Annotated in this window: 24 protein-coding genes; 8 read left to right on the forward strand and 16 right to left on the reverse strand. The window is 39.5% G+C overall.

Going from position 1 to position 26,600, the window contains the following annotated elements; all coding sequences use genetic code 11:
• Positions 1–28: 28 nt before the first annotated feature.
• Together H6G73_RS03770 and H6G73_RS03775 are read right to left on the reverse strand one after the other, a co-directional pair.
• Complete coding sequence (locus H6G73_RS03770; protein ID WP_190601620.1) at positions 29–301, reverse strand: GlsB/YeaQ/YmgE family stress response membrane protein; 273 nt, start codon at positions 299–301, stop codon at positions 29–31.
• A 142-nt stretch (positions 302–443) separates the two neighbouring features.
• Positions 444–935, reverse strand: a complete 492-nt coding sequence (locus tag H6G73_RS03775; protein ID WP_190601621.1) for a DUF1499 domain-containing protein — start codon at positions 933–935, stop codon at positions 444–446.
• Positions 936–1,093: 158 nt separating this feature from the next.
• Between H6G73_RS03775 and H6G73_RS03780 the strand changes: the two genes are divergently transcribed.
• From H6G73_RS03780 to H6G73_RS03795, 4 genes are all read left to right on the forward strand, one after another.
• Positions 1,094–3,412 carry an ATP-binding SpoIIE family protein phosphatase gene (locus H6G73_RS03780; RefSeq protein ID WP_242034108.1) on the forward strand — a complete coding sequence of 773 codons (2,319 nt, stop codon included), beginning with the start codon at positions 1,094–1,096 and terminating at the stop codon, positions 3,410–3,412.
• A gap of 55 nt (positions 3,413–3,467) precedes the next feature.
• Complete coding sequence (locus H6G73_RS03785) at positions 3,468–3,845, forward strand: STAS domain-containing protein (protein ID WP_190601622.1); 378 nt, start codon at positions 3,468–3,470, stop codon at positions 3,843–3,845.
• A gap of 107 nt (positions 3,846–3,952) precedes the next feature.
• Positions 3,953–5,335: an AAA family ATPase gene (locus H6G73_RS03790; protein ID WP_190601623.1), complete on the forward strand. Its 1,383-nt coding sequence runs from the start codon at positions 3,953–3,955 to the stop codon at positions 5,333–5,335.
• On the forward strand, positions 5,325–5,888 hold the full coding sequence (locus tag H6G73_RS03795; RefSeq protein ID WP_190601624.1) for a hypothetical protein: 564 nt from the start codon (positions 5,325–5,327) through the stop codon (positions 5,886–5,888). The genes H6G73_RS03790 and H6G73_RS03795 overlap by 11 nt, the downstream gene beginning before the upstream one ends.
• A gap of 1 nt (position 5,889) precedes the next feature.
• Here H6G73_RS03795 and H6G73_RS03800 read toward each other — a convergent pair whose 3' ends face one another.
• The 4 genes from H6G73_RS03800 to H6G73_RS03815 all read right to left on the reverse strand — a co-directional run bounded on the left by H6G73_RS03800 (position 5,890) and on the right by H6G73_RS03815 (position 9,372).
• Positions 5,890–6,915 (reverse strand): ABC transporter permease, encoded by a 1,026-nt coding sequence (locus tag H6G73_RS03800; protein ID WP_190601625.1) that lies wholly within the window; start codon positions 6,913–6,915, stop codon positions 5,890–5,892.
• An 89-nt stretch (positions 6,916–7,004) separates the two neighbouring features.
• Positions 7,005–8,579, reverse strand: coding sequence for an ABC transporter substrate-binding protein (locus tag H6G73_RS03805; protein WP_242034109.1), 1,575 nt, complete (start codon positions 8,577–8,579; stop codon positions 7,005–7,007).
• Between the two features lie 159 nt (positions 8,580–8,738).
• The gene (locus H6G73_RS03810; RefSeq protein ID WP_190601627.1) at positions 8,739–8,903 is read right to left on the reverse strand and encodes a hypothetical protein; all 165 of its coding nucleotides are present in this window, start codon (positions 8,901–8,903) and stop codon (positions 8,739–8,741) included.
• 79 nt (positions 8,904–8,982) lie between these two features.
• The gene (locus H6G73_RS03815; protein ID WP_190601628.1) at positions 8,983–9,372 is read right to left on the reverse strand and encodes a hypothetical protein; all 390 of its coding nucleotides are present in this window, start codon (positions 9,370–9,372) and stop codon (positions 8,983–8,985) included.
• Positions 9,373–9,697: 325 nt separating this feature from the next.
• On the opposite strand from H6G73_RS03815, the gene H6G73_RS03820 reads away from it, so the two are divergent.
• A complete protein-coding gene (locus tag H6G73_RS03820) occupies positions 9,698–10,192 on the forward strand; it encodes an ureidoglycolate lyase (RefSeq protein ID WP_190601629.1) in 495 nt (164 codons plus the stop codon).
• Between the two features lie 189 nt (positions 10,193–10,381).
• Here the strand turns inward: H6G73_RS03820 and H6G73_RS03825 are convergent, their stop codons facing one another.
• Positions 10,382–11,158: a PEP-CTERM sorting domain-containing protein gene (locus H6G73_RS03825; RefSeq protein ID WP_190601630.1), complete on the reverse strand. Its 777-nt coding sequence runs from the start codon at positions 11,156–11,158 to the stop codon at positions 10,382–10,384.
• Positions 11,159–11,384: 226 nt separating this feature from the next.
• Between H6G73_RS03825 and H6G73_RS03830 the strand changes: the two genes are divergently transcribed.
• On the forward strand, positions 11,385–11,864 hold the full coding sequence (locus H6G73_RS03830; RefSeq protein WP_190601631.1) for a hypothetical protein: 480 nt from the start codon (positions 11,385–11,387) through the stop codon (positions 11,862–11,864).
• A gap of 35 nt (positions 11,865–11,899) precedes the next feature.
• Positions 11,900–12,154 (forward strand): hypothetical protein, encoded by a 255-nt coding sequence (locus H6G73_RS03835; protein ID WP_190601632.1) that lies wholly within the window; start codon positions 11,900–11,902, stop codon positions 12,152–12,154.
• On the opposite strand, the gene H6G73_RS03840 is transcribed toward H6G73_RS03835, so the two are convergent.
• The 7 genes from H6G73_RS03840 to hemC form a co-directional block, all read right to left on the reverse strand.
• Positions 12,144–13,703: an iron uptake porin gene (locus H6G73_RS03840; protein WP_190601633.1), complete on the reverse strand. Its 1,560-nt coding sequence runs from the start codon at positions 13,701–13,703 to the stop codon at positions 12,144–12,146. The genes H6G73_RS03835 and H6G73_RS03840 overlap by 11 nt on opposite strands.
• A 63-nt stretch (positions 13,704–13,766) precedes the next feature.
• Complete coding sequence (locus tag H6G73_RS03845; protein ID WP_242034110.1) at positions 13,767–15,086, reverse strand: hypothetical protein; 1,320 nt, start codon at positions 15,084–15,086, stop codon at positions 13,767–13,769.
• Positions 15,087–15,376: 290 nt separating this feature from the next.
• Entirely contained in the window at positions 15,377–16,261 is an 885-nt protein-coding gene (trpC, locus tag H6G73_RS03850) for an indole-3-glycerol phosphate synthase TrpC (RefSeq protein WP_190601634.1), read from the reverse strand.
• 192 nt (positions 16,262–16,453) lie between these two features.
• Positions 16,454–16,663, reverse strand: a complete 210-nt coding sequence (locus tag H6G73_RS03855; protein WP_190601635.1) for a HetP family heterocyst commitment protein — start codon at positions 16,661–16,663, stop codon at positions 16,454–16,456.
• 516 nt (positions 16,664–17,179) lie between these two features.
• The gene (locus tag H6G73_RS03860; protein ID WP_190601636.1) at positions 17,180–19,444 is read right to left on the reverse strand and encodes an FdhF/YdeP family oxidoreductase; all 2,265 of its coding nucleotides are present in this window, start codon (positions 19,442–19,444) and stop codon (positions 17,180–17,182) included.
• A 185-nt stretch (positions 19,445–19,629) separates the two neighbouring features.
• Positions 19,630–21,054, reverse strand: a complete 1,425-nt coding sequence (glgA, locus tag H6G73_RS03865; protein WP_190601637.1) for a glycogen synthase GlgA — start codon at positions 21,052–21,054, stop codon at positions 19,630–19,632.
• A 66-nt stretch (positions 21,055–21,120) separates the two neighbouring features.
• Positions 21,121–22,089, reverse strand: a complete 969-nt coding sequence (gene hemC / locus H6G73_RS03870) for a hydroxymethylbilane synthase (RefSeq protein ID WP_190601638.1) — start codon at positions 22,087–22,089, stop codon at positions 21,121–21,123.
• Positions 22,090–22,300: 211 nt separating this feature from the next.
• Here hemC and H6G73_RS03875 point away from each other — a divergent pair, with 211 nt between their 5' ends.
• Positions 22,301–25,513 carry a PAS domain S-box protein gene (locus H6G73_RS03875; RefSeq protein ID WP_190601639.1) on the forward strand — a complete coding sequence of 1,071 codons (3,213 nt, stop codon included), beginning with the start codon at positions 22,301–22,303 and terminating at the stop codon, positions 25,511–25,513.
• Positions 25,514–25,685: 172 nt separating this feature from the next.
• On the opposite strand, the gene H6G73_RS03880 is transcribed toward H6G73_RS03875, so the two are convergent.
• Entirely contained in the window at positions 25,686–26,057 is a 372-nt protein-coding gene (locus H6G73_RS03880; protein ID WP_190601640.1) for a hypothetical protein, read from the reverse strand.
• Between the two features lie 190 nt (positions 26,058–26,247).
• Positions 26,248–26,583: a hypothetical protein gene (locus H6G73_RS03885; protein WP_190601641.1), complete on the reverse strand. Its 336-nt coding sequence runs from the start codon at positions 26,581–26,583 to the stop codon at positions 26,248–26,250.
• Positions 26,584–26,600 lie beyond the last annotated feature (17 nt).

Below are 26,600 nucleotides of genomic sequence, written 5' to 3' on the forward strand. Positions count from 1 at the left end.
CAATTTTAATTACTTTTAATTGCTGATATTAATAAGTTGTGCGTCCAGTAAATAGTCCCCACAGAAAAATAGCCACAATCGCGCCTATTATAGCCACAATTATCCCTGGAATGCTCAGTGCAGCGGCAGTTAGTTGTAATCTTCCTGTTTCTAAGAGAGTAACTATAGTTCCACCGATGACAGCACCGATAATACCTAATACCATGGTACCAAGGATACCACCACCCTGACGACCAGGATAAATAGCTTTAGCGATCGCTCCAGCAATCAACCCCAAAATTATCCAAGCGATAATGTTCATAATTTAATGCAGTAAACCTGATCACTAAATTAGTAATTGGGTTGCTGGATTCCGTCTATCGCAGGAAATAGTTATCAAAACTAAAAATTGCCAAAATACTATTTCATCAACCGTTTCAAGTGATTTTTATTCATCATTAATATCAAATATTTAATTCTTGCAAAGCCAAGCGAATTTGTTCTATGCGTCTGCGGTTCACGCCCAAATCCCACTCGCCAATGCGGGAGGCAGAACGTATATGAATTACGGCTTCATCTGTAGGTAAATAAAACTCTACATCATCAACAAATTTGAAGATGCGACTTTTAGAAAGTGCATGGATATAGTTATCAGTTTTCTCGATGACTTGTGTCCGTGGCACAACTGTGAGGACTTTAAGTAAAGTTTCCCATGCTGTATTGCGGTCTCCGTGATAAACAATAGGTTCAATGGTATGTATAACATCTGCATTTTGGCTCACTACGCAGTTGTTTGTCGCTGGACAAGGAGCAAGCGCACCATTATTTACACCCAACCCAGAAGATTCCGCCCATGTGAGAGTAGGAAAGGCAAAACAGAGGCTTATAGTTAAAAATATAACTGTGAATAAATTTTGCGCTCGTAGGCGTGAAAAAGCTCGAAGTAAGCTGGACATGTAAATTTTTCCCTAATGTTACTGATTAATAAATTATTTACAGTTATTCGATTAGTTGGTTACTGGTGCTGTCTTTACACTATACACTGAATGTCTATACTGCTGATTTGACAATTTGATTTTAGAACCTTGTTTTAAGTTCATACAGGTTCAAACTGATGATGACAAAGCTGGCTAGATTTCGCTTTAAAAGTATTACCCATCGCTTGATATTTGGTTGTGTGGTAGCAGCGATCGCTATTTATGGCACTTCCTATTTTCACGGTCGTTATCTGGTGCATAAAAGTGTGGGTATTTGGATGAGTGATTTAGCCAAATCCCGCATTGATACGGCAGCTAGGGAAATTGAGGCGACACTGCAAGTTATGGAATGGAAGGTGTTGCTATCTATTCAGGATATGCAAAAATCAGCCGCTACTGCCAATGACATAGAAATTCAGCAATTTTTGCCGCTAGTTAACAGTTTATTTGCACAACAGCCCCAAGTCCAAGCGATCGCCCTCATTGATACCAACAGCATATCTGCAACTGCATGGTACGCTGATCGTCAAACCAAAGCCACTACCCTAAGTCCAGCTAAAACTCAAGTTTGGCTCAATCGCTGTCAAATCCAGAGTCACACCCCAGCTAAGTCAGCATTTTGGACTCCAGCATACACATCCAATCATTCCCATATTGCTTATTGTGTTCCCCTGGAGGCTAGTAATCCAGCTAGTAAGGGTTGGTTAGTTATGGAGGTAAATTTAGATTGGGTATCTGCTGTCATGGTAAAAAAATTAGCCCAATTCCGTGAAGTAAATTACCTCAAACTAGGCGACCCCTTTGTATTATCGTCATCCAATCAACAGTGGATTGTCAAACCACCAAACCCCCAACAAATTCAGTCTTGGTTATCGTCAACAAGTGATATTTCCGGCAACCGTCAAAAGCATCAAGGTATTTTGATGACCACTGATATCACTTCCACAAACTGGATTATCGGTATTGCTTTTCCTGGAACTAAATTAGAGCAGTTTTATCAGCAATACATCTGGTTGATGATAGCTTCCATGTCCAAGGATATGGTGTTGATGTGTGTCGTCATTGCTTTGATTTCTCAACTGACTACCCGACCACTGCGGCAACTTAACGCCAGCACCCAAGAAATGGCTAAGGGCAACCTTGACACCATTTTACCTCCTGTAACTTCCGATGATGAGGTGGGGCGCTTAACCCAATCTTTTCGGCAAATGCGTGACTCTTTGCAACTGTATATAGTTAATCTGCAAGAGACAACTGCGGCTAAACAAAAACTAGAAAGTGAACTTTCCATTGCTGCCCAAATTCAGCGCACAATGGTGCCTCGCACCACGGTAGACAGTAGCCCTAATTCACCCTATCAAATATCTGCCCTGCTCAAACCTGCACGGATTGTCGGTGGAGACCTCTACGACTTCTTTATGTTAGGAAGCGATCGCCTGTGCATAATTATTGGCGATGTTGCTGACAAAGGATTTCCCGCTGCCTTAATGATGGCACGTACAGTTACCCTCATTCGTACCCTCACCCAACCTGACTATAGCCCCCAGAAAATCCTAGAAACGGTCAATCAGGAGTTATGCGCGGAAAATGAAGAATGTTTATTCGTAACTGTCTTCTGTGGGGTAATTGAACTCAAACAAGGCAAATTTACCTACGCCAGTGGTGGTCATGATGCACCTTTACTCGTACAAAATCACCTGGTGCAATATCTGGAGTTGGAAACTGGCCCACCCCTGGGACTATACGACGACGCTGAATTTACACAAAGCGAGTCTGTACTTGCCCCTAATGATTTAATTCTCCTTTATACTGATGGCATCACAGAAGCAATGAACTCTCAAGGTGAAATATTTTCTGATACCCGGTTAATAGAGATGATGACCTCCTATCCTCCCAATAACCCAGCCCGTGCAATTCGCACCATTGTGCATTTTTGCCAACAGTTTGTGGGAGATGCACCGCAGTCAGATGATATGACCTTGTTAGCTGTGCAGTATTTACCGTTAAGTCCTTTTTCTCAAGTAGCAAATGTTATGGAATGGAACCTGACCATCAACAGCGAGTTAACGGAGTTAGAGGCTGTGCGACAGAAGTTAGGGGAGATTTTGCAAGCTGCTAATTTGACAGTTGAGGTGATTGAAGATGCTCAATTGATAGTTGAAGAGGTGTTAGTCAACATTATTGAATATGGTTATGAAAACCACAGCGATGGTTTTATTGACTTGCGAATTGAGATGGACAAGCAACATCTGACCATGACCTTTAAAGATAGTGGTAAGCCCTTTAACCCGCTCACAGAGATTACCCCAGCAGATACCAGTATGGATGATGAAGAGCGATCGCTTGGGGGATTTGGCTTTTTCCTCGTGCAAAAATTGGCACAACAGGTAAACTATGCTTATCTCAATGGTCAGAACGTTTTGACCGTCCAGCAAGTGATTACTACCGCAAATTAGAATCACCCAATTTCCGCTAAACTACAAATAAATACTTAGTTTTCAAATAAAATCTATGTCCTTACAAATTCACGTAGAAGATCATAACTCCAGTATCTTACGTTTATCCTTAGATGGTCGCCTTGATACCACCACAGCCAATGATTTAGACAAGTCTATTCACAATAGCTTGACACCTGACACTCAGACAGTAATTTTAAATCTCCAAAACCTCAACTTTATCTCTAGTGCTGGACTCAGAGTCTTGGCTAAGGTGCGAAAAACCATGAAATCAAGAGAAGGTAAGGTATATTTCATCAATCTTACACCCCAAGTACAGAAAGTATTTGATATTGTCAAAGCTGTTCCCCTGTCTGAGGTGTTTGTTAGCACTCAAGAATTAGATGCCTACTTGACTGCCATGCAAGCGGAAGTAGGAGGAGAAAGTAATTAGTAATAAAAGGAAATAAAAAGCAGTTTTAGCTAACTGATTAACCTGACTCATGATGGAGGGGAATATGGATAATTGATATTATTACCCCAAATTATGAGAATGCAATTATGAATCAATCTAATTCTAATCATGGCCATCAACAGGGAAATGTCAAAGGAATTACCAGAATTTCTGTCAGTGGTTACAAGTCCCTTTATGATGAGTGCAGTATAGAAGTTCGGCCATTAACAATTTTGGCAGGTGCTAATAGTTCTGGTAAATCAAGTATCATGCAGCCTTTATTGTTAATGAAACAAACTCTAGAAGCTACTTATGATCCTGGAGCTTTGTTGTTGAATGGGCCGAATGTTAAGTTTACTTCAGCGGCACAATTATTTTCTAAGTTTCCCGGACTAAAATCTAATAATACATTTACTGTTGGTATTGAAATATCACGTAATCAGTTTATTAGCAATATATTTACAAATCATAAAAAAGAGGGAATAGATATTGTTAAAATGATCTACAAAGGGGAGGAGAAAGAGTTCTCTCTTTTGCCTAATATGTTATCAGAAGATATACTCAATATTTTGCCAAAACCTTATATAGAGATATATAACGCTATTCAAGATACAGAAACATTAAAAGATAAAACAACATGGGTTGTAGATAGAAGTAGGTGCTTTTTAGAATTCTCATTATCTGCCAAAGAAAAATATAATATTATTTCTCAAAATCCATTATTTAACTTATTATATTCCAGTCCTTCTGAAATCTTTGGAAATTATATTCGTGAAATAATCCATGTACCTGGATTAAGGGGTAATCCTGAACGTAATTATAAAATTACAGCTATAGGTGATGAATTTCCAGGTACATTTGAAAACTATGTTGCTAGTGTTATTAATCATTGGCAAAAAGGTAAAAGTTCCAAAAATATAAAAGAATTATGTTCAGCGCTAGAAACCCTGCGACTAACTTGTAAAGTTCATGCAAGGCAAGTTAATGACACACAAGTTGAGCTTAGAGTTGGTCGTCTGCCAACCCAGTCCAAATCCAAAGACGATATGGTCAATATAGCCGATGTTGGTTTTGGTGTTTCCCAAACCTTGCCTGTTTTAGTAGCTTTATTAGCAGCAGAACCGGGGCAATTAGTTTATATTGAACAACCGGAAATTCACCTTCATCCCCGCGCTCAAGTAGCTATGGCGGAAATATTAGCAAATGCGGCAAAACGGGGTGTAAAAGTAGTGATAGAAACTCATAGTGATAGGTTAATTTTAGCAATTCAATCCTTAGTAGCTGAAGGTAATTTATCGCCAGATTTAGTTAAATTGCATTGGTTTACACGTCAAGAAGATGGTATAACAAGAGTCAATAGTGCTGATTTAGATGAAGCTGGTGCTTTTGGAGATTGGCCAGAAGATTTTGGTGATGTTTCTTTACAACTAGAAAATCGTTATTTAAGTGCTGCGGAAGCTCGTTTAATGCAAGGTATACATGGGGAATAAAGTAAATTCTAAGCTATTAGTAATTGATGCTTCTGTCGCTCGTTCATGTGGTACTAAGGAAGCAACTTATCCAACTTCAGTAAACTGCCGGAATTTTCTTATGGCTGTTCTAGGAATTTGTCATCAAATTGTAATGACATCAGACATTAAAAAAGAGTGGGATAAACATCAATCACCATTTGCTCGAAAATGGCTCACTCAAATGGTAGCAAAGAAAAAATTTAAATTTATATATATTTCTATTGATAATAAATTATGGAGCCAAGTAGAAACTATTGCTGCCAATATAAGTAATAAAAGAATTGAAGCAATGACGAAAGACTTATGTTTAATAGAAGCAGCATTAGCAACTGATAAAATAGTCATATCATTAGATGATAATACTGCTAGAAAATTTTTTAGTGCAGCATCAGTTCAAATTGATTGTCTCAAAAATATTGTCTGGGTCAATCCAGATAAAGTGGAAGAAGAAACACCTATTGAATGGTTAAAAAATGGTGCTGAAGTAGAAAGCGATCGCTTGCTCGGTAACTACAACACCAAAAATGAATGAATTAATACCTGATTCTGGGGTCTACATAAGCATTGAGAATATCAATCAAAATACTTGCACTCACCACAATTGCCCCAAAAAATACTAATACTCCCTGTACAGTAGGATAATCTCGGTCAGAAATGGCTTGATAAAGTCGATTGGCTAATCCTGGCCAGGAAAATGTGACCTCGGTTAAAATCGCTCCACCTAACAAAGATGCGAAGGTTAAACCTAAAACTGTAATTACTGGAATTAAGGCATTTTTCAAGGCATGGGAAACTAAAATCTTTTGTTCAGCAATTCCTCTTGCTCTTGCTGCTTCTACATAATCAGATTTGAGAGTTTGTTTTAAATTCACCCGCACAATGCGCTCAAAGATACCGCTGAGTAATACGCCCAAGGTGAGACTAGGCAAGGCTAAATGATGAATGGAAGTAAAAAATTGACTGAAATTACCACTTAATAAACTATCTATTGTGTATAAGCCAGTGATATGTGTGGGTGCGGAGAGATTAGGGGGAAAACGGTTAGAGTTGGGAAACCAACCCAGTTGGACTGAGAAAATTAATTGTAATAACATCCCTGCCCAAAACATAGGTAAAGCATAGGTGATAATTCCAAATAAGCGCCCACCTAAATCAAAGGATGTACCGGGACGAGATGCTGATAGTGTACCTACTAAAATCCCGACAACTAAAGCCACCAACATACTAAATACCGCTAATTCCACAGTAGCGGGAAAATGTTGTCCAATTATTTCCCAAACTTGTTGTCCACGACTGGTGATAGAAGTTCCTAAATCGAAACGCAGTAAGTTACCTAAGTAATTGAGATATTGCAACCAAATCGGTAAATCTAAACCTAATTGTTTTCTTAATTCAGCTTTGGCACTTTCTGGCGCACGTCCACCCAGGATGGCATCGGCGGGGTCTCCTGGGGTAGCTCTGAGTAGAAGAAAAACAATAGTAATAATGGTTAATAATTGCAGTGGTGCTAATAGTAATCGAGAAGCGACGTAATACTGTAAAGCTTTAGAACGAGACATAGTTATCAATTAGTTATCAATTAAACATTGAAAATTAAAAATTAAACATGATTTAATAAATATGGGCGGGGAGTCCCCGCCACAACAGGCTATTTCTTGATGTTTCTGTAAATTAGGTTTTGGGTGGGGTCAAGTTTAACGCCACTCACACTTTTCTGAGCAAAGACGAAATCTTTGTTTTGCCAGAGGGGAACGTAGGGAACATCATTAACAACTTGCGCCTGAATTTTAGCAAATATTTGTTTACGTGCTTCAGGATTTTGCTCTTTACGCTGCTGATCAATTAGCTGATTCATAGCTGTGCTGTAGTAAAAAGCACCTTGAGTTTGACTGCCACCTTCTTCACATCCTTTAGCATCTGAGCCTTTGGGACAATCTAGGAATGGTTGAATGTAGTTGTCTGGGTCTAAAAAGTCGGGGTACCAATCCAGTAAGGCGATGGGATAGGAACCTTTGGAAATATCTTTAAAGAAGGTTGCACCTTCTACGGTCTTTACTTCTAGCTGTAAAATCCCTTCTAATTTGGTGTCTACCAGGGATTTTAGAGTTTGTGCCACTAAACTACGGGTGGGTGAACTAGCAGGATACCACACTTGAACCTTGGCGGGATTAGCTGTGGAAAAACCGGCCTTAGTTAATAATTGTTTGGCTTGGTCAAAGTTGGCATCACCATATTTCTCTTTAAACAGAGGTTGAGAAACATTAAAGGTGGTGGGAATCATGCTGTATAGAGGATCGGCTTGACCTAATAAAACACGCTCGTTTAATAGTGGACGGTCAATTAATGCAGCGATCGCTTGTCTGACTTCTAGTTTATCTAAAGGTGTTTGATTTCGGTTTAACACCATGTAACTAACTACGCTACCTTGAGCGCTAATTGCTTGCCAATCTCCTTTTTTCGAGCCTTCCTCTAAGCTGCGAATTTGGTCAGGTTGCAGTGATAGGTAAGCTACATCCACTGCACCAGTGCGAAAGGCATTAAACAAGTTAACGGGACTGGTTTGAATTTGGACGTTAATACCTTGATTGGTGGGTTTTTCTCCCCAGTATTTGTCAAAAACTTCCAAAGAAAGGGAATCAGGGCCATACTTGGCTAATTTATAGGGGCCTGTACCGACAAAAGTATTCGGTTGAAATTTCCCTGCACCAATTTCATAAGCTTTGGGAGAAACTGGACATACCCCAGAAAAAGCTAATAAGGAAGGGAAAGCGGCAAAGGGTTTTTTTAATTTGATTGTTAACTCATACTCTCCACGAGCTTTGACGGAATCAACAATATCGGAGAGTAAGAAGGATGGTTTACCTTTATTTTCAATAAAGCGTTGGAGACTAAATTCCATGGCTTTAGCATTGAAAGGTGTACCGTCGTGAAACACTACTCCCTGACGTAAGGGGATAGTGTAGGTTAAACCGTCGGCGCTCACTTTTGGCAAGGCTGTAGCTAATTGAGGCTTAATTTCTGTACTGCCTGGCTCATAGGTATAGAGGCGATCGCTCATATTAAATACTAAACCCAACGATGCCAATTCGTAAGCATCTGCTGGGTCAAGAGTTCTGGGCTTGCCTGTTGTGCCTACGGTAATCTTGCCATCACTAGCAACAGTATTGGTTGGACTAGTGGATGGAGTGGATGTTTGTTGTCTAGGAGTACAACTTACAGCCAATAATAAACATAGACAGAATAAGGATAGGAATTTTGTAACCCTACCTAACTTTCCTCTCGATGAAAAAAACCAAATGTTCACAATCAATCTTTATTTAAATCGGCGGTCAGATATCTTACTACATATGCAACAATTTCGCCGACTTTTTTACAATTCTATCTATCTACTACCACAAATCAGCAATTCCAGTATTTTGTTATTATTTGCTTGATTCCCTTGAAAAGTAGCTGTGGTATGGGGATGAGTATTGACAATAACTAGATGATAAGCCTCTAAACTAATGCCGAATTGGCTCTTACAAATAAATAAATGATAGACGCACATTTTTCCTCACTGTTTCACAGCAGGGCTATGTTGATGATGATAAAATGTGCATCTTTCAGAGTCGAGTTTCCAACATAAATTAAGCCAGTGTTTCGGGACAATATCCCAACCCCTGAACAAACTGTTGCCGGAATGCTTCAATTTCTTCTTTCTCTGGACTACCGTGGGAGACTATTGCCACTTGATAGCGACGCATTACATCTACAGGACTCTGTCCTGCTTCCAAACTCCAAAGTGCCATTTGCACTCTCATTGGCGGCTCGTAGCTAATTCCTAATTCATTGAGGAAAGCTCGGAAATCGCCATCTTCTTGAGATGAGACCTGCTCTCTAAGTTTAATCCTGATTACCCAACCATCAATTTGGTGAATTACAGTGATGAAGGCAACAGGGGTTTGTGGTCTGCCGTGGAGGTATTGAACAACCCTGAGAGTTAAACTGGCGTTAGCCAGGTAATACAAGTATTCCATGATGGTGTTTTTGGGATCAAAGCTAATCCTACGTCTTTATCTTCGTAAACAAGCAGAGTTCCCGGTAGGGTAAAAGCCCCCGTTTTCCCATGGGGAAAATTACCCAATTTTGAGTTTGGAGGTTACGTGTATGTTAACTAATAGTATCAATACTTAAGCTGAAACCTGAATTTTTTCAGTAATATCTTAAAGTTCGGTTATTTTGTTAAGAGTAGCTCACAAGGGCCAAGTCAAAAGTCAAAATCCTCAAACATTTTCATCCTTCATGAGCAATGACACAACTGCCTCTTAATTTTTAATCATTTACTGGTATCCCAAATTATATATGAGTGTATCACCACAATTAAAAAAATTACAATCTGCATGGATTACCGCAGAAAATTTTCGACCCTATGGGCAAGTCATATTTCCCAGTCAAGATGGTAAGTCCTTTGATCAGGACGATGCTCAGTTAAGTCTGCACAATGGCATTCCCCGCTTCTATATCATGCGATTGTATAACCAGGGTTTGGAATTTCATCACCTGACCCGACATACACAATGCACTCAATGTTTAGGTGCATTAGAAGGGAAGGATTGGTTTATTGCCGTTTGTCCACCTTGTAATGATGTGTCAGAACCAATTTTAGATAAAATAGCAGCTTTTCATGTGCCTGGTAATTGTTTTATTAAGTTGGAAGTGGGGACTTGGCACGCTGGGCCATTTTTCCAGCATGAATTTGTAGATTTTTATAATTTGGAATTAAGTGATACAAATTTGGTAGATCATTTTACACATAACTTCCATAAAACTCATCAACTCGGTTTTGAAATAGTTTGAACTAAATATAGACCTCTTGCAGGAACCCTGCTTTTTCAATTCTTCTCTTCTTTGCTACTAGGTGCTAAATATCAAAACATTGATGCAAGAAGTCTATTTAACAAGTTACAAAAAAGATAAAGTCTGTGGAAATCGCTGGAAATTTTCACCAGAGACTGTAGACACCAAAATCAGTATGAAAAAGTGCTGTTAACAATTGCCGATTTTTCTGGTTTTAGAGCCTATCATTCCCAGACCCAAAATACTAACAGCTAATATTGTGCTGGGTTCAGGAATTAATGTCCGTCTAATGCTCAAGAAATTAATGCCTAGAGCGCGATTAGGTTCAGTGCTGCTAATAGTAATTTTAGCAATGTTCGCAGTTTCGCTACGGATTCCCAAGAAAAGTGCTGAGTTATCAATGCCATTAAGAGGTGGAATCCCAGGCAGAGAAAATGACCCTAAAAGATTATTTTGGCTATCAAAAGCCGAAATAAAAGCATCGTATTGAAATGAATCGTCTACGCCGATTTGTGTTCCCACTGCAAATACAGGGGAATCAAAGTTAATAGTGATGGGGCCAGGATTTCCTACTGCGGGGAAATTGCTAGGAATAAATCCAGTAAATAAAACAGCATCACCCAGAGAAAAATTAACTGGGACGAAGGGATTGACAGAAAAGATAAAAGGCGGGGTATATCGGCTATTTTGAGGATTAGGAATATTGACACTATATGCAAATCCTTTCTCTGTGTTGCTGGTGAAAGAGTATGGTAATAATTTGGCAGTAGTTGCTGGTGCAATGGGAATAGAGATGCCAAAATCCAAACTACCCCAATCAACTTGATCATCTGCTTGCACATCTTCTCTTTGAGTAATTAAAGATACAGCTTGAGCAGGGCAATTAGTCAAAATTCCGGTAAGAGTCACCCCAATCGCCATAGCACACAGCTTGGTAAAACAGGGGTTTGGTAGTGATAATTTCATAAAAATCGGTGAAATATCTGTTTTTTGTCAACTCTACATATATTACAATGAGTCATATATCTAAAATTCGTCAAAATTTATTGAGTTGCTAGCATAGAAAAACACAATTTTTAGTAAATTTACGAAGAAAAAAGGTACTATCTTTTATTGTGACTTTTGGAAACTAGTGGATTCAGGATGATCGCATCTTCTATGGGATAAATAGTATAATTGGATACAAAAAATCATGAATAAACTACAGAACAGCGATCTTGAGTTTGAAGAACTGTTCGCGCAAATTTCACCAGAGGTAGCAGCAACATTTAGTAGTGAACAAATAGATACAATCAAATGGAGTTTTAACTATCGTCGTTGGACTCGTCATCCAATAGATTGGCGAATTTCTCTACCTATTCTTGGTTGGAGATTCTATATAATTTTTTTAGCAGGTGAAGAACGTCGTTCATTACAGAGATTAATGTCTGAAAGAAGCAAATATTTATTGTGGACTCCTGGCAATATCCTCTTTATGACAGGGTTTTTAGGGTCACTGATAGTTTTTATGATCAACTTTTGTGCGCTGATATTTCCGTTATTTTCTAATTCCCCAACATTGATCTATCCTACTTCCATCCCTTGGCTCGAAAGTAAAATAGAATGTGAAAATACAGGCAGATATTGGTATAGAGATAAATGTTGGGATCAGGAACACAGCCCAAACTTTTAGTTTAAAAAAACAGGTAAAATTTAACTCAAGGGATAATGAATAACCAAAATTTAACACACAAAGATTATCAGTCAGACCCTTTCATTGCTAAATTTTTTGCGCGAGTGCCACCGCAAACATTAGCTCAATTCACAGATGAGCAATTAGCAGAGATAAAACGAGTCTTCAACGATACCATCAAAGCCAAGCCAGTGGTGGATATTAGGTTATCATTTCCTTTTTTGTGGAAACGATTTTATACAGTTTTTTTAATGGGTAAAGAAACCAAAAAACACAGGACTAAAAACTAAATGTGGTGCGAATTGTGCCGATAAAGATATCATTATTTCTGGATATATGACCAGGATCAGTGACAATGAAAAAGCCAGGAGTAATGGCGATGTGATCGTTGACTAAGTAACGATAAAAAACTTCATAATGTGTAGAATTGCCTCTGTCTAAGTTAGCGATTAAATCACCGTCGTTTAACTTTGGTGGTTGACCAATAATTAATCCTAGTAAGTCTCCTTTGCGGCCAAAGGGGTCGTAAAAGCCTAGAGATGCTTGGTAGGTAGTGCTGAATGCAGAGGCATTTGATTTGAGGAAATCAGTGACTACTGCACCTCCCCAGAGACTCAAGACTAAATTATTGGTCATTTGCCATTTGATGCTGGCATTAACAGCATTAATTTGCGCTGGTTCATTTAATCCTCCAGAGGTGTCAGCATTTGCGCTACCTGTACCAGTATCTAATTGACCGTCTTTTGCATAGGCATTAACATAAGCTAAACCAGTAATCAGGGACGCATTAGGTTTGTAGAGTAGTTGTACACCTAAAGCACTATGGTCTGCACCAAATAAACCTTGATTACTACTGCTGCTAGTTCTGGTTCCGTAGGCAAATTGCAGACGTATTTTATCGGACATCAACCAATCAAAACCTAAACCCCCATCGAGTGCACCAATTTTCAGGAGAGGTGTGGAACCTGCGAATAAAGATATGGCACCTTGTCCAGCATCAGCATAGGGTGAGTTGACACTGAGAACGCTACTTAAGCTAAAACCTACAGGTTTAAAAGTGAAAACCATGCGATCGCCTAATCCAGCTATGCGATACTCTAAAGAATCTAGTTTCAGCTGATTGTCATAGTCTGCTTGCCAAGCTAACCTGGCCATATTGGTGTTAAAAGCTGTCACATTCCCAAAACTATCATTAATGCTGTTTCCTGAGACCAAAGCTAAACGCAGACGGTCTTTTCCAGTGAAAGAAGATACTAATTGTAGTTGGGTTAATTGGGTCAGAATTGTATTTGCTTCCCCTTTTCCCGGTGGTTTACCACCTGCACCCGTGCTTAAGCCTAAAATTACTTGTCCACCTAAGCGGACGGTAGTGGAAAATTGTTGAGCAGTTAACTCAGAGGTTTTTGCTTCTAGGCTATCAATTCTACCTTTTAATGTAGTTAATTCAGCAGCGAATTCTGTTTGCAGTTTTTGTAATATTTCTAAATCGGCTTGACTAATTTTTTCTTGTAACCCAGTTGCTACTAATTGATTAATTTTATCCAGTGCTGCTTGTAAACCTGCGGCAAATTCATAACGAGTGAGGGGACGATTACCCTTAAAGGTGCCATCAGGATAACCAGCGATGATTCCATAACGTTCTATTAAAGATTGTAGAGCAGTAAAAGCCCAATCATTGGGTTGAATATCTGATAATTGAGATACTGATGTGACTGGTTCAGCATTTACAGCTATGTCAGATTCAGACGGTGTAGGTTCAGCATTAACTTTGATGTTGGGAAAAGTCAACCACAATGTGACTACACTGACTAAGAAAATTAACTTTTGATAAATGCTCATCTACCTACACCCGATATTCAAACTGATATTTAAACTGATATTTAAAAATGAATGTTATTATGATTAGCGATCGCGTGCGATGCCAGTTGTTAAACTGCCACGGTAAGGAGTCCCTTCCTTTGGTTGTTCACCATTGACTGCAAACACATCAATTTGGGTAATTTGTCCATCGCTATTAATTACGGAAACAGTGGCATTATTTCCATTTAAACCTGCTTGATTGGCTATTCCTGTATTTCCATCAACATTGGCAGTACCTGCTTGAAAATCTACCTGCATTCTTCTAATTCCCTGCTGATTATTATTGGTAAAATTTGCATTATCGGGAATAAAAACTGCTGTATTGCCCCTGCGACGAATAAAAGTTCCAGTAGTAACTTGAGGATTAATAATTCTCACTGTAGCTTGGGGACGGGGATTTAAATCCCCTTCTGTTCCGTCTAAAGCATCACTTAAAAAAGTTCTGGTAAACCCTTCAAATCGCTTGGTTTGATTTTTCAAAGCGGCTAAGGTTTGAATGCGAATTGCATTGATAGTTTCTTGGACTGGTTGTGCTTCTTGAGCCACTAAATTTTCTTGACCTGGACCTAAACCACTGGCTAAAGAAATTAATTTATAAAATCCTTGCAAATCAAATTCTTGAACTGTTCCTACCAAACCATTTTGTACTGCTACTGTTTGACCACCTTTTAAAGCCACAGTCTTTTTTTCCTGCTGGTCGGAAATTTTAATATCTCCATCTGTAAGTGCAAATATTTGTGTATTATGGCTGGCAGCATCATGAATTACCATAACTGCACTGGCTTTATTAGCAGGGGATAATAAATCATTAGATGACAATTTTAGCTGATTATTTTTATTAGCTGCTATCAGTAATTCTGGAGATTTGGAAGATACTTGACTTGGTGCTAAAATCCTAATTTTGCTTTCTGGTGTTTCCACTGCTGTCCCCACGCTTCCTGGTGGACTTAAAATTAAAGCTGTACCATTTTCGAGGGTAAAAATCATTTCATTTAAGGCTAATCGGTTAGGCAGTTGAAAACGACGTAACCCTGGTGCAAATCTGAAAATACTGCTTTGGTCTACACGAATTAAAGATTTATCATTAAAGAATAATTGAGCTTCAGAACTTGCTCCTGTTTTCACTGCATCGCGAGGTATAACCACATCTTTAAGTTTTGCCAAGCGTGTAGTTTGGTTTGGTAAGAGTAATTCTACGACTTTAATCAGCTTGTAAACTTCAGCCTTAGTGAGGACTGGATCTGGTGCAGCGAAAACCCCTATATTGACAGCAAAAAAATCTAAATTAACAATTAATAAACCGATAATTAAATGCAGAAGCCGTAAATTATCAGACTTCTTCCTGACTTGGGGATGTTTCATAGCAGGTACAAAACAAATGGTAGATAATAAATTTGTAAAAATTAATGTTTGAGTTGGCAGAAAATATTGAGCTTGGGTTTTCAAAGATATAGCCTAGACAAGACAGTTAGGACATTAACTACAACTAAAACTTAGACACAAAAAGGCTTTTAGCACTGTCACCAGTCACCTGTCACTTGTCCCCTACTATACTTTCTACATATAACATTAAGATTATATTTTTTAAACCTTTGTGCCAACACAAAAACCCACCCTGGTGAAGGATGGGGTGGAAGTTTTATGAAATGCAACTAAATTGTCTTGATTCCCTTAGTTAGTAAATCTTTGTAAACAGGAAAATTGGATTTTAATAAATTCCGCACTGCTAACTCAACATCTTGATGTTTGAGGAAAGATTCCCCCATGATCACCCCATTAGCACCAGCATCAGTGACTACAGATATGTCTGCCGAAGTTTCTATGCCTGAATCACTGAAAACTAGAATACCCATATTTTCGAGTTGCGATCGCTTGGTTGCCAATAAGGTCTCAGTTACACTGGTATCTACACTCAAATCTTCTAAACTGCGATTATTCATGGAGATAATGCGGATATCTTCTAAGCGTAGCACCCGTTCCAATTCTCCAAAGTTATGAACTTCCACTACTGCATTCATCCCCAAGTAGTGAATGACACGCAAGAAGTTTTGGATCTCCCGGTCGGTCAGAATTGCCGCAATTAATAAGACAGCATCTGCACCAGCTGCCCTAGCTAAATAAATTTGGCAAGGGTCGATGATAAAATCCTTGCAGAGCAGAGGTAAAGCCACACAATAGCGAATAGACCGTAATTGCTCAAAACTGCCTTGAAAGAACTTGTGGTCAGTGACGACAGATATACAAGAAACACCAGCCCGTTCATAAGCCTGAGCGATCGCCACTGGTTGAAAATCTGGTCTAATTAAACCTTGATAAGGTGAGGCTTTTTTGACCTCTGCAATTAAGCTAGGTTTTAAAACACTTTGCTGTATAGCCGTGACAAAATCTCTGACCGTTGGTGCAGCTGATAATTGACGCTGCAAAGAAGCCAAAGACATCTCTTGCTGTATGTGTGATACTTCTAGCTTTTTATGCCACAAAATTTCTTTGAAAATCGGTTGTAATTGATAGTTGGGGATAGCTGCATGGTAAATCATAAGGAGGAGTTGAGGAGTTCGGACAATGTTGAGTGTTTAGTCTGGAGTGACATCCTGTCCTGGTTTTTGCCTATTGTTAGGATATGAAATGGGCAATTACAGATGATCAATCGTTCACCAGACATAATATCAATCCATCAATTGCCATCATTTTTTCTATTGGTATTAGTAGGTAAAAAGTGCCTCCTGACTTCAGTTCTCTTGAGCCAGGCAATTATTTTTAAGTAATCTGATATAAGTACGGTAGGGTATATAGTCTATAGGGTCATAGCCAGCGAAACGTAGAATTAACACACAGGCCCAAGAATACTTCCCTACTATTATGGCTTTAATAATTTGTTCGATTTGCTCAGTATTGATTTTTGGATTTAGTGTATTCTGCCCATTTAAGTTTTGACTCATAGGTGCACTCCTGTGTGTACTGAGAACTAATCCTGATGTTGTAGACTCTTGCTCCGTAAACTGACAATTCCCAGCGTAGTTTTTCCAAGTAACCACAAAACTGAGATTTTCATCTGTGGATAATGTAGATGAACTTGATTACCTGTCTAATCTGACAAGCAAAGGTAGATTTAACTTAGTTAGATAGTTAAACCTCTAAATCCAGATGAACAGTATTCACAAGCAGCTTCTTCGTTAAGACTACTCAATGTTCAACACTGACTGCATGAACTATTTTTAGATCCACCTGTCTATTTTTTCGCTCTTCTCAAAATAGGCGTTCAGAAGTGAGGGAATTTACAGAAATCTTGTAGCAGTTGACAGGTGACAGGTTACAGGCTTGCCGTGAGTTTCGACTACCGCGCTGGCTTATCAAAGACAGCGTACCTCTTCCAGAGGAGCTACGCTAACGCCCAGCGTGCCGGAGGAAAGTGCTAAAAGCTTTTGGTTGTCTTAGTTTTCCTTTTCTTTCATGTCCTAACTGCCTTGTCTATGGCTATCCACAAATACGCAAACAGCAACTCTTTTATATGCTGGTGTGCCACTTTTAGGGTCAGTAGAGGCTGTGAATAAAACATTGGCTTCAGGATAGAACATAAAAGCTACACCTTCCCGAATAGCACCTGCAATAATTTCAATATTTTTTAATTCTCCCGCATCTCCTCTGACAGTAACTTGCTGATGTGGTTTTAATCCTGCTGTTTTGATATCTGTAGGATTCATCAAAATACAATGGCGATGGGGCATTCCTCGATATTTATCTGCACTCCGATAAACTACTGTATTATGTTGTCCATAACTGCGACCTGTTCCTAAGATGACAACAATTCCCTGCTGATTTTCTGCCAGACCAAAGGCTGTTGGATGGGGTAAAGTTAATTGGGGTATGGGTGTAACAAAAATCTGGGCTTTACCATCAGCTGTAGGAAATTTAGGCTCATTAAAAATTCTTCCTGCAATGATAAATTCCTGTTTTGTTTGGTCGATTGTGGCTAGTTGTTGATAACCAGGTATGGTTTTCGCAATTACTTCTCTCACATAGGTAGTATCTTGCAGCTTGCGCCAATTGATAGGAGTTTCACCGTGTAGACAGTGAGCAATTTCAGTGATTAATTCCACTTCGGAGATCAGATCAGCTTCTGGTGGTTGTAAATGACTTTTACCCTCGTCATTTAATCTGACGAAATTATTACCAGATTCCGTTGTTGTTTTGTGAGGATTTTCAAATCGATTGAAGACAGGTAAAAGCAGAGTTTGCTGTTTAGCTAAACCGTGAAAATGTCCTAGATTGGGTTTAGTCGAGACATAGAAAATCGTTTCTATTTGTGATAGTGCCTGTTTTGCTTGCTGTAAGTTAGGATTGGCTGCATATAAATTTCCACCCAAGCAGAAAAGAGTATCTACTTTTCCTTGTTGTGCTGCTTCTATAAGGTCACGAGTATGATAACCAGGGGTTTCACTCAAAGATTTTCCTAATAGTTGAGAGAGTGCTTGTTTGATTTCCTGACGCAAATTTATGGTGACACCCATGGAACCAAAACCTTGCACATTGGAATGTCCCCGAATTGGCATTGTCCCTGCACCTAATTTGCCTGCATTACCTGTTATTAGGGCTGTATTTGCAATACTGAAAACATTATCCACACCATTGCTATGTTGAGTAATACCCATTGCCCAGGCAAACACTACGCGCTGGGATGTACCAATCAAATAAGCGGCAGCTGTAATTTCCTCTTGGGACAATCCACAGGTGGTGGTGATGGTGTGCCACGATATATGGCGAGCGTAGTCTAAAACTGCTTCCCAGCCTTGAGTATATGCAGAAAGATACTTATTTTTAATTAAGTTCTGTTCCAGAAGGGATTTTTGCAAACCGACAAATAGGGCAACATCACTGCCAGGAATCAGTTGTAAATAGAGGGATGAGATATCTGAACCACCAGTGAGTAAGGATTTGATGGGAAATGCAGGAGAGGCAAATTTAACTAAACCAATTTCAATTTGGGGGTTGATGACAATAACTTTACCGCCTCGTTCCCGCAACTGAATTAATTCGTTCATCAGTCGGGGATGATTTGCAGGTGCATTTGAGCCTATTAACACCACACAATCACTATGCTTGAGGCTTTCTAGACAGACCATTGATGTACCTGAACCGAAGACTTGTTTTAAGCCGACGGTTGAGGGAGCGTGACACAAGTCTGAACAGTCTGCTAGGTTATTGCTACCGAGCGATCGCATCAACAGTTGTAGTAAATAAGCCGCTTCATTGGATGAACGTCCAGAACTATAGGTAGCGATGCGTTCTGGTGCAATGCTAAAGGCTTTGGTCGCAATTTGGAAAACTTCTTCCCAGCTAATAGGTTCGTAGTGAGATGCACCAGGTCTGAGAATAAGCGGATAACTCAGTCTACCCAAGCGATCGCATTCTTGGGAAGTGAGTTGTTGCAACTGATGAAGACAATATTGCTGGAAAAAACCTGGCTTAATCCCTGGTTGCAATTCTGCGGCGATCGCTTCTACACTTTTGGCACAGCGTTGTAAATATTCTCCCGCTTCATTAACAAATCCGCCTTTTTGTCCCCCCGTCCCCCAGGCACAGGATAGACAAGCACTGTGATGATTCAGGGTTTGCCACAGTCGCAACCCTTGGGGAGTTAGAGTTTGTTCTACCCAATATTGAATGACAGGTAAACCTCCCCCTGCTTCTGAACCAGACTGGCTGTGGGGTAAATTATCCATAGTCAGCTAAATATTAATGCGCTTAAACTAAATTATGAAGCAGAAATATTTTTTTGGCACATGATTTTGGGTATAGGGGAGGAAACGGAGGACAAGGGGGACAAGGAGGAATAGGAATATCTTCTTTTTCCTCCCCCTCTCCCCCTCTCCCCATCTCTTCCTCTCTTTCTGTCACCTGTCACCTGTTAACTTTCACCTACCAACACTAACTCTGGTGCTACTGCTTCTTCCTGTGGTGGCAAACCGTACATTGACCGATAGAGGTTGTCGTACTGTTTAGCGGAACGATACCAGCTAAAGTCTTGACTCATACCCCGTTGCTGTAATTCTTGCCATTGGGGTTTGAAACGGAAGCCTTCCCAAGCGCGAATCATACAGGTAAATAGGTCTAGGGGTTCATAGCGGTCGAAGCAATAACCTGTCCCTGCGGTGTTGATGGGGTCGTGGTGCGATACGGTGTCAACTAATCCCCCTGTACGACGAACAATGGGAACAGAACCATAGCGCAAGGCTAACATTTGGCTAATTCCACAAGGTTCAAAGCGGCTAGGCATTAAAAATGCGTCACTTCCTGCATAAATGCGGCGAGATAAAGCGTCGTTATACAGCAGGTAGGTGGCCATACGTCCAGGATAGCGGGATGCTAACTGCCACATTTGGGTTTCGTAGTAGCGATCGCCTGTTCCCAATAAAACAAACTGAGCATCTGTATAGGCCATGAATCGGTCTAAAATTTGCAACACCAAATCTAGACCTTTTTGTTCTACCAACCTTGTCACCATGCCAATTAAAAAGGCATTGGCGTTAACTTCTAATCCCACTTCTTCCTGCAAAGCAATTTTGTTAGCTTTACGTTTGTCAAGGGTATCGGCAGTAAAGGTTTGGGCTATGTATTTATCATCGGCGGGATTATAAAGTTCCGTATCTATGCCATTAATAATCCCAGATAACTTACCACTAATAAAGGAAAGCAAACCTTCTATTTGTTCACCATAGGCCGGTGTCTTAATTTGCTCGGCATAGGTGGGAGAAACCGTATTTACCCTATCTGCAAATTGCACCGCAGCGGCCATGGTGTTGTGTCCTTGCATATACCAGGGACACCAAGTAATTTTCTCTAGATACCAGCGCCAAGGCCCTTGATAGGCTAGGTTGTGGATGGTGAATACGCTGGTGATATCTGGAGATTGGTGGAGCCAGACAGGTAACATGCCTGTGTGCCAGTCGTGACAGTGGACAATTTCTGGTTTCCAGTAGTTCCAGCAAAATTCCGCCGCACCATTGGCAAACAAGGTGAACCGCCAATCTTCATCTTCTCCAGAATAGATGCGGCGGGGCATGAAGGATGGATGACCAAATAAATACAAGGGAACATCAGTACCAGGCAGGACTGTTTCGTAAACGGCAAAGTCCTGGAACATGGCATATCCCCGCCAAATTGGCTCTTTGGGAATTTCCATTTTATCTGGCAGAAAGCCATAGTAAGGCATGAAAATCCGTACATCATGCCCCATTTGTCTCAAGACCTTGGGTAATGCACCTACAACATCACCCATTCCTCCTACTTTCGCAATAGGAGCAGCTTCGGCTGCTACAAATAAAATCCGCATGGTAGTTTTTGTTTCCCTGGTCAATGGTTAGTTGTCAGTGGTCAATGGTGAATTTTCACCTGTTCCTTAAGAACCCCGTTGAATTTCCGCAAAGATGGCATTTAAGATTTCTTGTGCGCCTTGTTGCCGCAAGCGATTAGCTAGTTCTGTGCCTAAGGCTTCGGCATTAGCAGCTGGCCCAGATACGGTATCTTGGACTAACTTTTGACCATCCACACTAGCAACTATACCTGAGAGTGTTAAATTGCCATTCTCAATTTCTGTATTCACACCGATGGGTACTTGACAACCGCCTTCTAAGTCACGTAGGAAGGCACGTTCTGCCAAACAGCGATCGCGTGTTTCGGGGTGTTCAATGGCTTTTAATAGGGAAATGAGTTCCTGATCATCAGCACGGCATTCAATCCCCAAAGCACCTTGACCAACGGCATGAAGGGAAACTTCTTTAGGTAAAATTTGGTGAACGCGATCGCCCATTCCCAATCTTTCTAAACCAGCAACCGCTAAAATTAGCGCATCATACTCGCCAGCATCGAGTTTTGCCATGCGTGTATTCAAATTTCCCCGGATATCTTTAAAGGTAAAATGGGGGAACTTATGGCGTAACTGTGCTAGTCTTCGCAGTGAAGAAGTACCAATCACTGCACCAGCAGGGAGATTCTCAATCGTCAAACCTTTGTGCTTTTCATGCAGCACCAGGGCATCAGCAGGATTTTCTCTTTCTGTAATCGCTGCTAAAGTCAACCCTTCTGGTAAGTTAGTCGGCAAATCTTTCAGGGAATGGACAGCAAAATCAATTTCTTGATTGAGCATTCCCACCTCAAGCTCTTTAGTAAACAGTCCTTTATCGCCAATTTTGGCTAATGCTACATCCAGGATTTTGTCGCCTTGGGTAGACATGGTGTGGACTTCAAAATTGATCTCAGGAAAGCTTTTCTGAAGTTGCTCTCTTACCCAGTAAGTTTGAACTAGTGCTAGTTGACTTTTACGTGAACCAATACGAATTGTGCGCGGAGGACTAGAAACTGAAGTCATAAAATAATATGTCAAACCAGGCGATAAATTCACTCTCATCTAGACTACCGCAGTGAGGGACTTACCGGATTGACACGGGCATATTTACATTTATTAACATCCACTGGGGTGGGAGGAAAAATGGTTTTCCCACCATTTGCTGGTGATCTAGCTTACAGTGGTAATAAGTAATAGGTAATTGCTAATAGGCAAAAGGTAAAAGACTAGACCAATGTTCCCTCAACTGCCAAAATCTCGACAAATACCTTTGAGATTAGTGTTAATTATCCCCTTTGTTTTACAAATTGTGGGAGCAGTAGGACTAGTGGGTTACTTGTCTTACCGAAGTGGAGAGAAAGCGGTAGAAGAGACGACTAATAGCTTGATGGTAGAAATAGGCGATCGCATCAAGCAACATTTGGATAGCTATTTACAAAATCCGCAAAAAGTCAATCAAATCAATCTGCAATTAATTGAATCGGGATTAATTAGCTCCAAAGACTTCAAAACTTTAGGTAAATATTTTTGGCAACAACTAAAAAATTACAATTTTACTTATATCAATTATGGCACTCAACAAAATGAGTTTATTGGTACAGGCTATTTTCAAGGCAGTATAGAAATAGCTGAAGTAACTATGTCCGATATTGGTACTCTTTACAGCTATCGTACCAACAGTCAGGGCGATCGCATCTATCCACCCACAATTCTCAAAAATGAAAATCCTAATAATGCCCCATGGTATTCAAAAGCCATAGAAGCAAATAAACCTATTTGGAGTCCCATTTATAATTGGGCCAATGTCCCCGATGAAATCGCCATTTCCGCCAGTGCCCCGGTTCATGACAAATCGGGTCAAGTTTTAGGTGTAGTCGGTATTGATTTAAGCTTATCTCATATTAGCAAGTTTCTCAAATCTTTGAAAGTTGGCAAATCTGGTGAAGTTCTAATTATTGAACCTTCTGGATTATTAGTGGCAACTTCAACAGATAATCTGCCATATAAATTAGTAAATGGCACAGCAGAAAGGGTACAAATCAAGGAAATTCAAACACCCTTGATTAAAGCCACAGTGCAGACAATTCTCCAAAATCATATTGATTTCCAAAATATTCAAAATACTGGTAACAAACCTTTAAGTTTAACAGATAAACACAATTTTATTCAGATTATTCCCTATCAAGATAATTATGGCATCGATTGGTTAATAGTTTTAACATTACCCAAAGCAGATTTTACAGCAGCAATTACCGCTAATAATCACCAGACAATTGTTTTATGCCTGTTGACTTTGTTAACAGCCACAGGTATGAGCATCATGACAGCAAGATGGATTATCCAGCCAATTTTACAATTAAATCAAGCCAGTCAATATCTCGCTCAAGGAAAATTAACTCAACCATTATCAGAAAATCACATAATTACAGAAATTAAGACCTTGGCTACATCTTTTAATTGGATGTTATACCATGTTAAACAATCATTATCACAAAGTGAAACCCGTTATCGGCAATTAGTTGAACAGCAAACAGACTTTGTTTTACGCTCAGAACCAGATACAACTATTACCTTTGCCAACAATTCTTTGTGTGCTGCTTTAGGCTGTACTCTTGAGCAAGTGGTGGGACTTAAATGGATCGATTTTGCCGATCCTAACGACTTGCAGCCTACACTGATTAATTTATCTAAACTAAGTCCAGAAAATCCCAGCTTTATCACAGAAAATCGAGATAAACGCGCTGATGGCAAAATTGGCTGGACACAATGGATTAATCAAGGTATTTTTAATCAACAAGGAGAATTAGTAGAAATTCAATCTGTCGGAAGAGATATTACGGAACAGAAGAAATTGACAGATGATTTACTGAATAAAACTGAGGAATTAGAGAGGTTTTTTAACACTACCTTAGACTTACTCTGTATTGCCGATACCGATGGATATTTTCGTAAATTAAGTGCATTATGGGAATCAACCCTTGGTTATTCCCTAGCCGAATTAAATGGATGTAAATTTCTCGATTTTGTCCATCCTGACGACCTGCAAGCAACACTTGATGCTATCAACATCCTGGATACAGGACAAGATATCTTAAATTTTACTAATCGTTATAGAAAAAAAGATGGTTCATATATTTATTTAGAATGGCGTTCCAAACCTAAAAATGGACTTATTTATGCAGCAGCTAGAGATATTACTGATCGTAAACAAGCAGAAATCACTTTAGCAAAAGCGAAAGAGACCGCAGAAGCAGCAACTAAAGCTAAAAGCCAATTTTTAGCTAATATGAGCCATGAAATTCGTACTCCCATGAATGGTGTGTTGGGTATGGCTCAGTTACTAGCAAATACCCATTTATCTGAGGAGCAAAAAGAGATTGTTCAAACCATCAAAGATAGTGGTGATACTCTGTTGGTAATTATTAATGACATTCTCGATTTCTCGAAAATGGAATCGGGAATGCTCCAACTAGAAGCAAGTCCTGTCATTTTGAATGAGGTCATTGCTTCTGTGTGCAACTTGATGAAAGAACAAGCTTTAGCTAAAAATATTCATCTTAAGTATGAAATTTCTGCTGATATTCCCGTGAGAGTTTTAGGAGATATTTCCCGGTTGCGGCAAATCTTGCTGAATTTAGTTGGCAATGCGATTAAGTTCACTAATGCAGGAGAAATTCATATATCAGTGCTGAAAACTAGGCTAAAAGAAAACCAACAATTAGAGTTAATATTTGCTATTCGAGATACAGGTATTGGGATTGACAAAGAACGTCTCCATCAACTATTTCAACCATTTACCCAAGCAGATGCTTCCATTAGCCGCAAATATGGTGGTACAGGTTTAGGTTTAGCTATTAGTAAAAGCTTAGTTAGTTTAATGGGTGGTACGATTTGGGTAGAAAGTGGTGGTTATATCGGTGGTACACCTCCTGAAAATTGGGTAGTTAATCAAGAAAAATTACACAATCAAGGCTCAATTTTTTATTTTACTATTGTGACCGAAGCAGTTGTAGATAATAATATCAACACAAAAGATAATACAGAAATTTATCCATTTGAATTCACAAATCATCAATCTCACTTAAAGATACTTTTAGCAGAAGATAATAAAGTCAACCAAAAAGTCGCGATATTAACACTCAAAAAGCTAAATTATGATGTTGATACTGCTAACAATGGCTTAGAAGTTTTAGCCAGGTTAGAACAAAATTTTTATGACATTATTTTCATGGATATTCAAATGCCAGAAATGGACGGTATCACAGCTACACAAATCATCCGTCAATTAGATATACCTCAACCCTATATTATTGCCTTAACAGCTAATGCTTTGGAGGAAGACCGAAAAATTTGTTTAGATGCAGGAATGAATGATTTTATTAGTAAGCCCATCTCTATCACAGATATGAATAGGGCTTTATCAAGCTATTGTAGGATACAATGCTAAAAGGCTTTTATGGTCTAAGTTTTATTGGTTGGAAATGTCCTAATACCGTTTCCTAATAAAAAAATCAAGGAATTGAGCAATCATAGGGAAAAATGCTCAATCCTTAATTTAAAAATAATGATAAATTCTCTACTTGTATTTGATGAAAAGGCAATCTGCTATCAATTCTCAGCTACAACCAATCGCGATAAGCGGAGATTTCATTGACACTAATTTCAAAGGGTGCTCCTTTGCCGAAAGGTGGATAAACGCGAATTTTTGATTCCTTGCTAAATCTCTCTAGTCTATTGCCTAATTGGGGAATGTTGCTGACTATATGCCAGTAAGATACTATATCAGGAGCATCAATGATCAGCATCAAAGTCGTGCCATTATTGGTCATGTACCAGTGACAACTAGACAGCAGCATTTGGGTGATGCGATCGCATGTGTAATAAAAGCACCTACCAATAGACTGTTCTAGTTCCAGATGTAGCATTCCATCCTGTTTTGTCACCTGATTAGGAGGCAAATCGTCGGGAGGAAGCAATGGGAGTTTAGACATAATTTCGCGCCTCTTGATTTTAGCGCCGCTAACTCTCTGGATTTTTTTGCAGAGACAAAGATGAGGTTTTCAGCGCCAGTTTATCAATATTCAATTCGTCATGAAATCTCTGGAGTTTGTCGCGGCTAGTGTTACCTGAGTGATGATGTTCATCATCGCCAACAGTCCTGTTTTGATTAGTATCTCCTCTTCAGACTGACACTAACTGCAACTCCAACCATAGGCGTGGATCGGCGTGTTTTAGCTTTGAGAGAGGATCTCTCAATAATCGCTTGGCATTCATCAACACAACTTGAATTAACCCCATATTTTCGGCAATCTCTCGCAAAATTTCTTTGTGAGTTTGCAAATGAGGCATGATTTCTTCAGAACAATAAATCCCTATGTATTGAAAACGTTTAGCAGGCCGCCCCCAAAAGCCTGTAATCACTTTCACGTGACATCCTTCTAGGATTTCTCCCACTTGGGGATAATACTGTTTCACTAATCTTGTGAATTCTTGGGCTAAGATATCTTCAGTAAGCATTTGACTGATGTTTCTGT

This window comes from Richelia sinica FACHB-800 (assembly GCF_014698825.1).
Taxonomy (GTDB): domain Bacteria; phylum Cyanobacteriota; class Cyanobacteriia; order Cyanobacteriales; family Nostocaceae; genus FACHB-800.

Excerpts from the sequence above, each read along its gene's own strand:
- H6G73_RS03770 (WP_190601620.1), bottom strand. The coding sequence starts at position 301 with ATGAACATTATCGCTTGGATAATTTTGGGGTTGATTGCTGGAGCGATC.
- H6G73_RS03775 (WP_190601621.1), bottom strand. The coding sequence starts at position 935 with ATGTCCAGCTTACTTCGAGCTTTTTCACGCCTACGAGCGCAAAATTTA.
- H6G73_RS03780 (WP_242034108.1), top strand. The coding sequence starts at position 1,094 with ATGATGACAAAGCTGGCTAGATTTCGCTTTAAAAGTATTACCCATCGC.
- H6G73_RS03785 (WP_190601622.1), top strand. The coding sequence starts at position 3,468 with ATGTCCTTACAAATTCACGTAGAAGATCATAACTCCAGTATCTTACGT.
- H6G73_RS03790 (WP_190601623.1), top strand. The coding sequence starts at position 3,953 with ATGAATCAATCTAATTCTAATCATGGCCATCAACAGGGAAATGTCAAA.
- H6G73_RS03795 (WP_190601624.1), top strand. The coding sequence starts at position 5,325 with ATGGGGAATAAAGTAAATTCTAAGCTATTAGTAATTGATGCTTCTGTC.
- H6G73_RS03800 (WP_190601625.1), bottom strand. The coding sequence starts at position 6,915 with ATGTCTCGTTCTAAAGCTTTACAGTATTACGTCGCTTCTCGATTACTA.
- H6G73_RS03810 (WP_190601627.1), bottom strand. The coding sequence starts at position 8,903 with ATGTGCGTCTATCATTTATTTATTTGTAAGAGCCAATTCGGCATTAGT.
- H6G73_RS03815 (WP_190601628.1), bottom strand. The coding sequence starts at position 9,372 with ATGGAATACTTGTATTACCTGGCTAACGCCAGTTTAACTCTCAGGGTT.
- H6G73_RS03820 (WP_190601629.1), top strand. The coding sequence starts at position 9,698 with ATGAGTGTATCACCACAATTAAAAAAATTACAATCTGCATGGATTACC.
- H6G73_RS03825 (WP_190601630.1), bottom strand. The coding sequence starts at position 11,158 with ATGAAATTATCACTACCAAACCCCTGTTTTACCAAGCTGTGTGCTATG.
- H6G73_RS03830 (WP_190601631.1), top strand. The coding sequence starts at position 11,385 with ATGAATAAACTACAGAACAGCGATCTTGAGTTTGAAGAACTGTTCGCG.
- H6G73_RS03835 (WP_190601632.1), top strand. The coding sequence starts at position 11,900 with ATGAATAACCAAAATTTAACACACAAAGATTATCAGTCAGACCCTTTC.
- H6G73_RS03840 (WP_190601633.1), bottom strand. The coding sequence starts at position 13,703 with ATGAGCATTTATCAAAAGTTAATTTTCTTAGTCAGTGTAGTCACATTG.
- H6G73_RS03845 (WP_242034110.1), bottom strand. The coding sequence starts at position 15,086 with ATGAAACATCCCCAAGTCAGGAAGAAGTCTGATAATTTACGGCTTCTG.
- trpC (WP_190601634.1), bottom strand. The coding sequence starts at position 16,261 with ATGATTTACCATGCAGCTATCCCCAACTATCAATTACAACCGATTTTC.
- H6G73_RS03855 (WP_190601635.1), bottom strand. The coding sequence starts at position 16,663 with ATGAGTCAAAACTTAAATGGGCAGAATACACTAAATCCAAAAATCAAT.
- H6G73_RS03860 (WP_190601636.1), bottom strand. The coding sequence starts at position 19,444 with ATGGATAATTTACCCCACAGCCAGTCTGGTTCAGAAGCAGGGGGAGGT.
- glgA (WP_190601637.1), bottom strand. The coding sequence starts at position 21,054 with ATGCGGATTTTATTTGTAGCAGCCGAAGCTGCTCCTATTGCGAAAGTA.
- hemC (WP_190601638.1), bottom strand. The coding sequence starts at position 22,089 with ATGACTTCAGTTTCTAGTCCTCCGCGCACAATTCGTATTGGTTCACGT.
- H6G73_RS03875 (WP_190601639.1), top strand. The coding sequence starts at position 22,301 with ATGTTCCCTCAACTGCCAAAATCTCGACAAATACCTTTGAGATTAGTG.
- H6G73_RS03880 (WP_190601640.1), bottom strand. The coding sequence starts at position 26,057 with ATGTCTAAACTCCCATTGCTTCCTCCCGACGATTTGCCTCCTAATCAG.
- H6G73_RS03885 (WP_190601641.1), bottom strand. The coding sequence starts at position 26,583 with ATGCTTACTGAAGATATCTTAGCCCAAGAATTCACAAGATTAGTGAAA.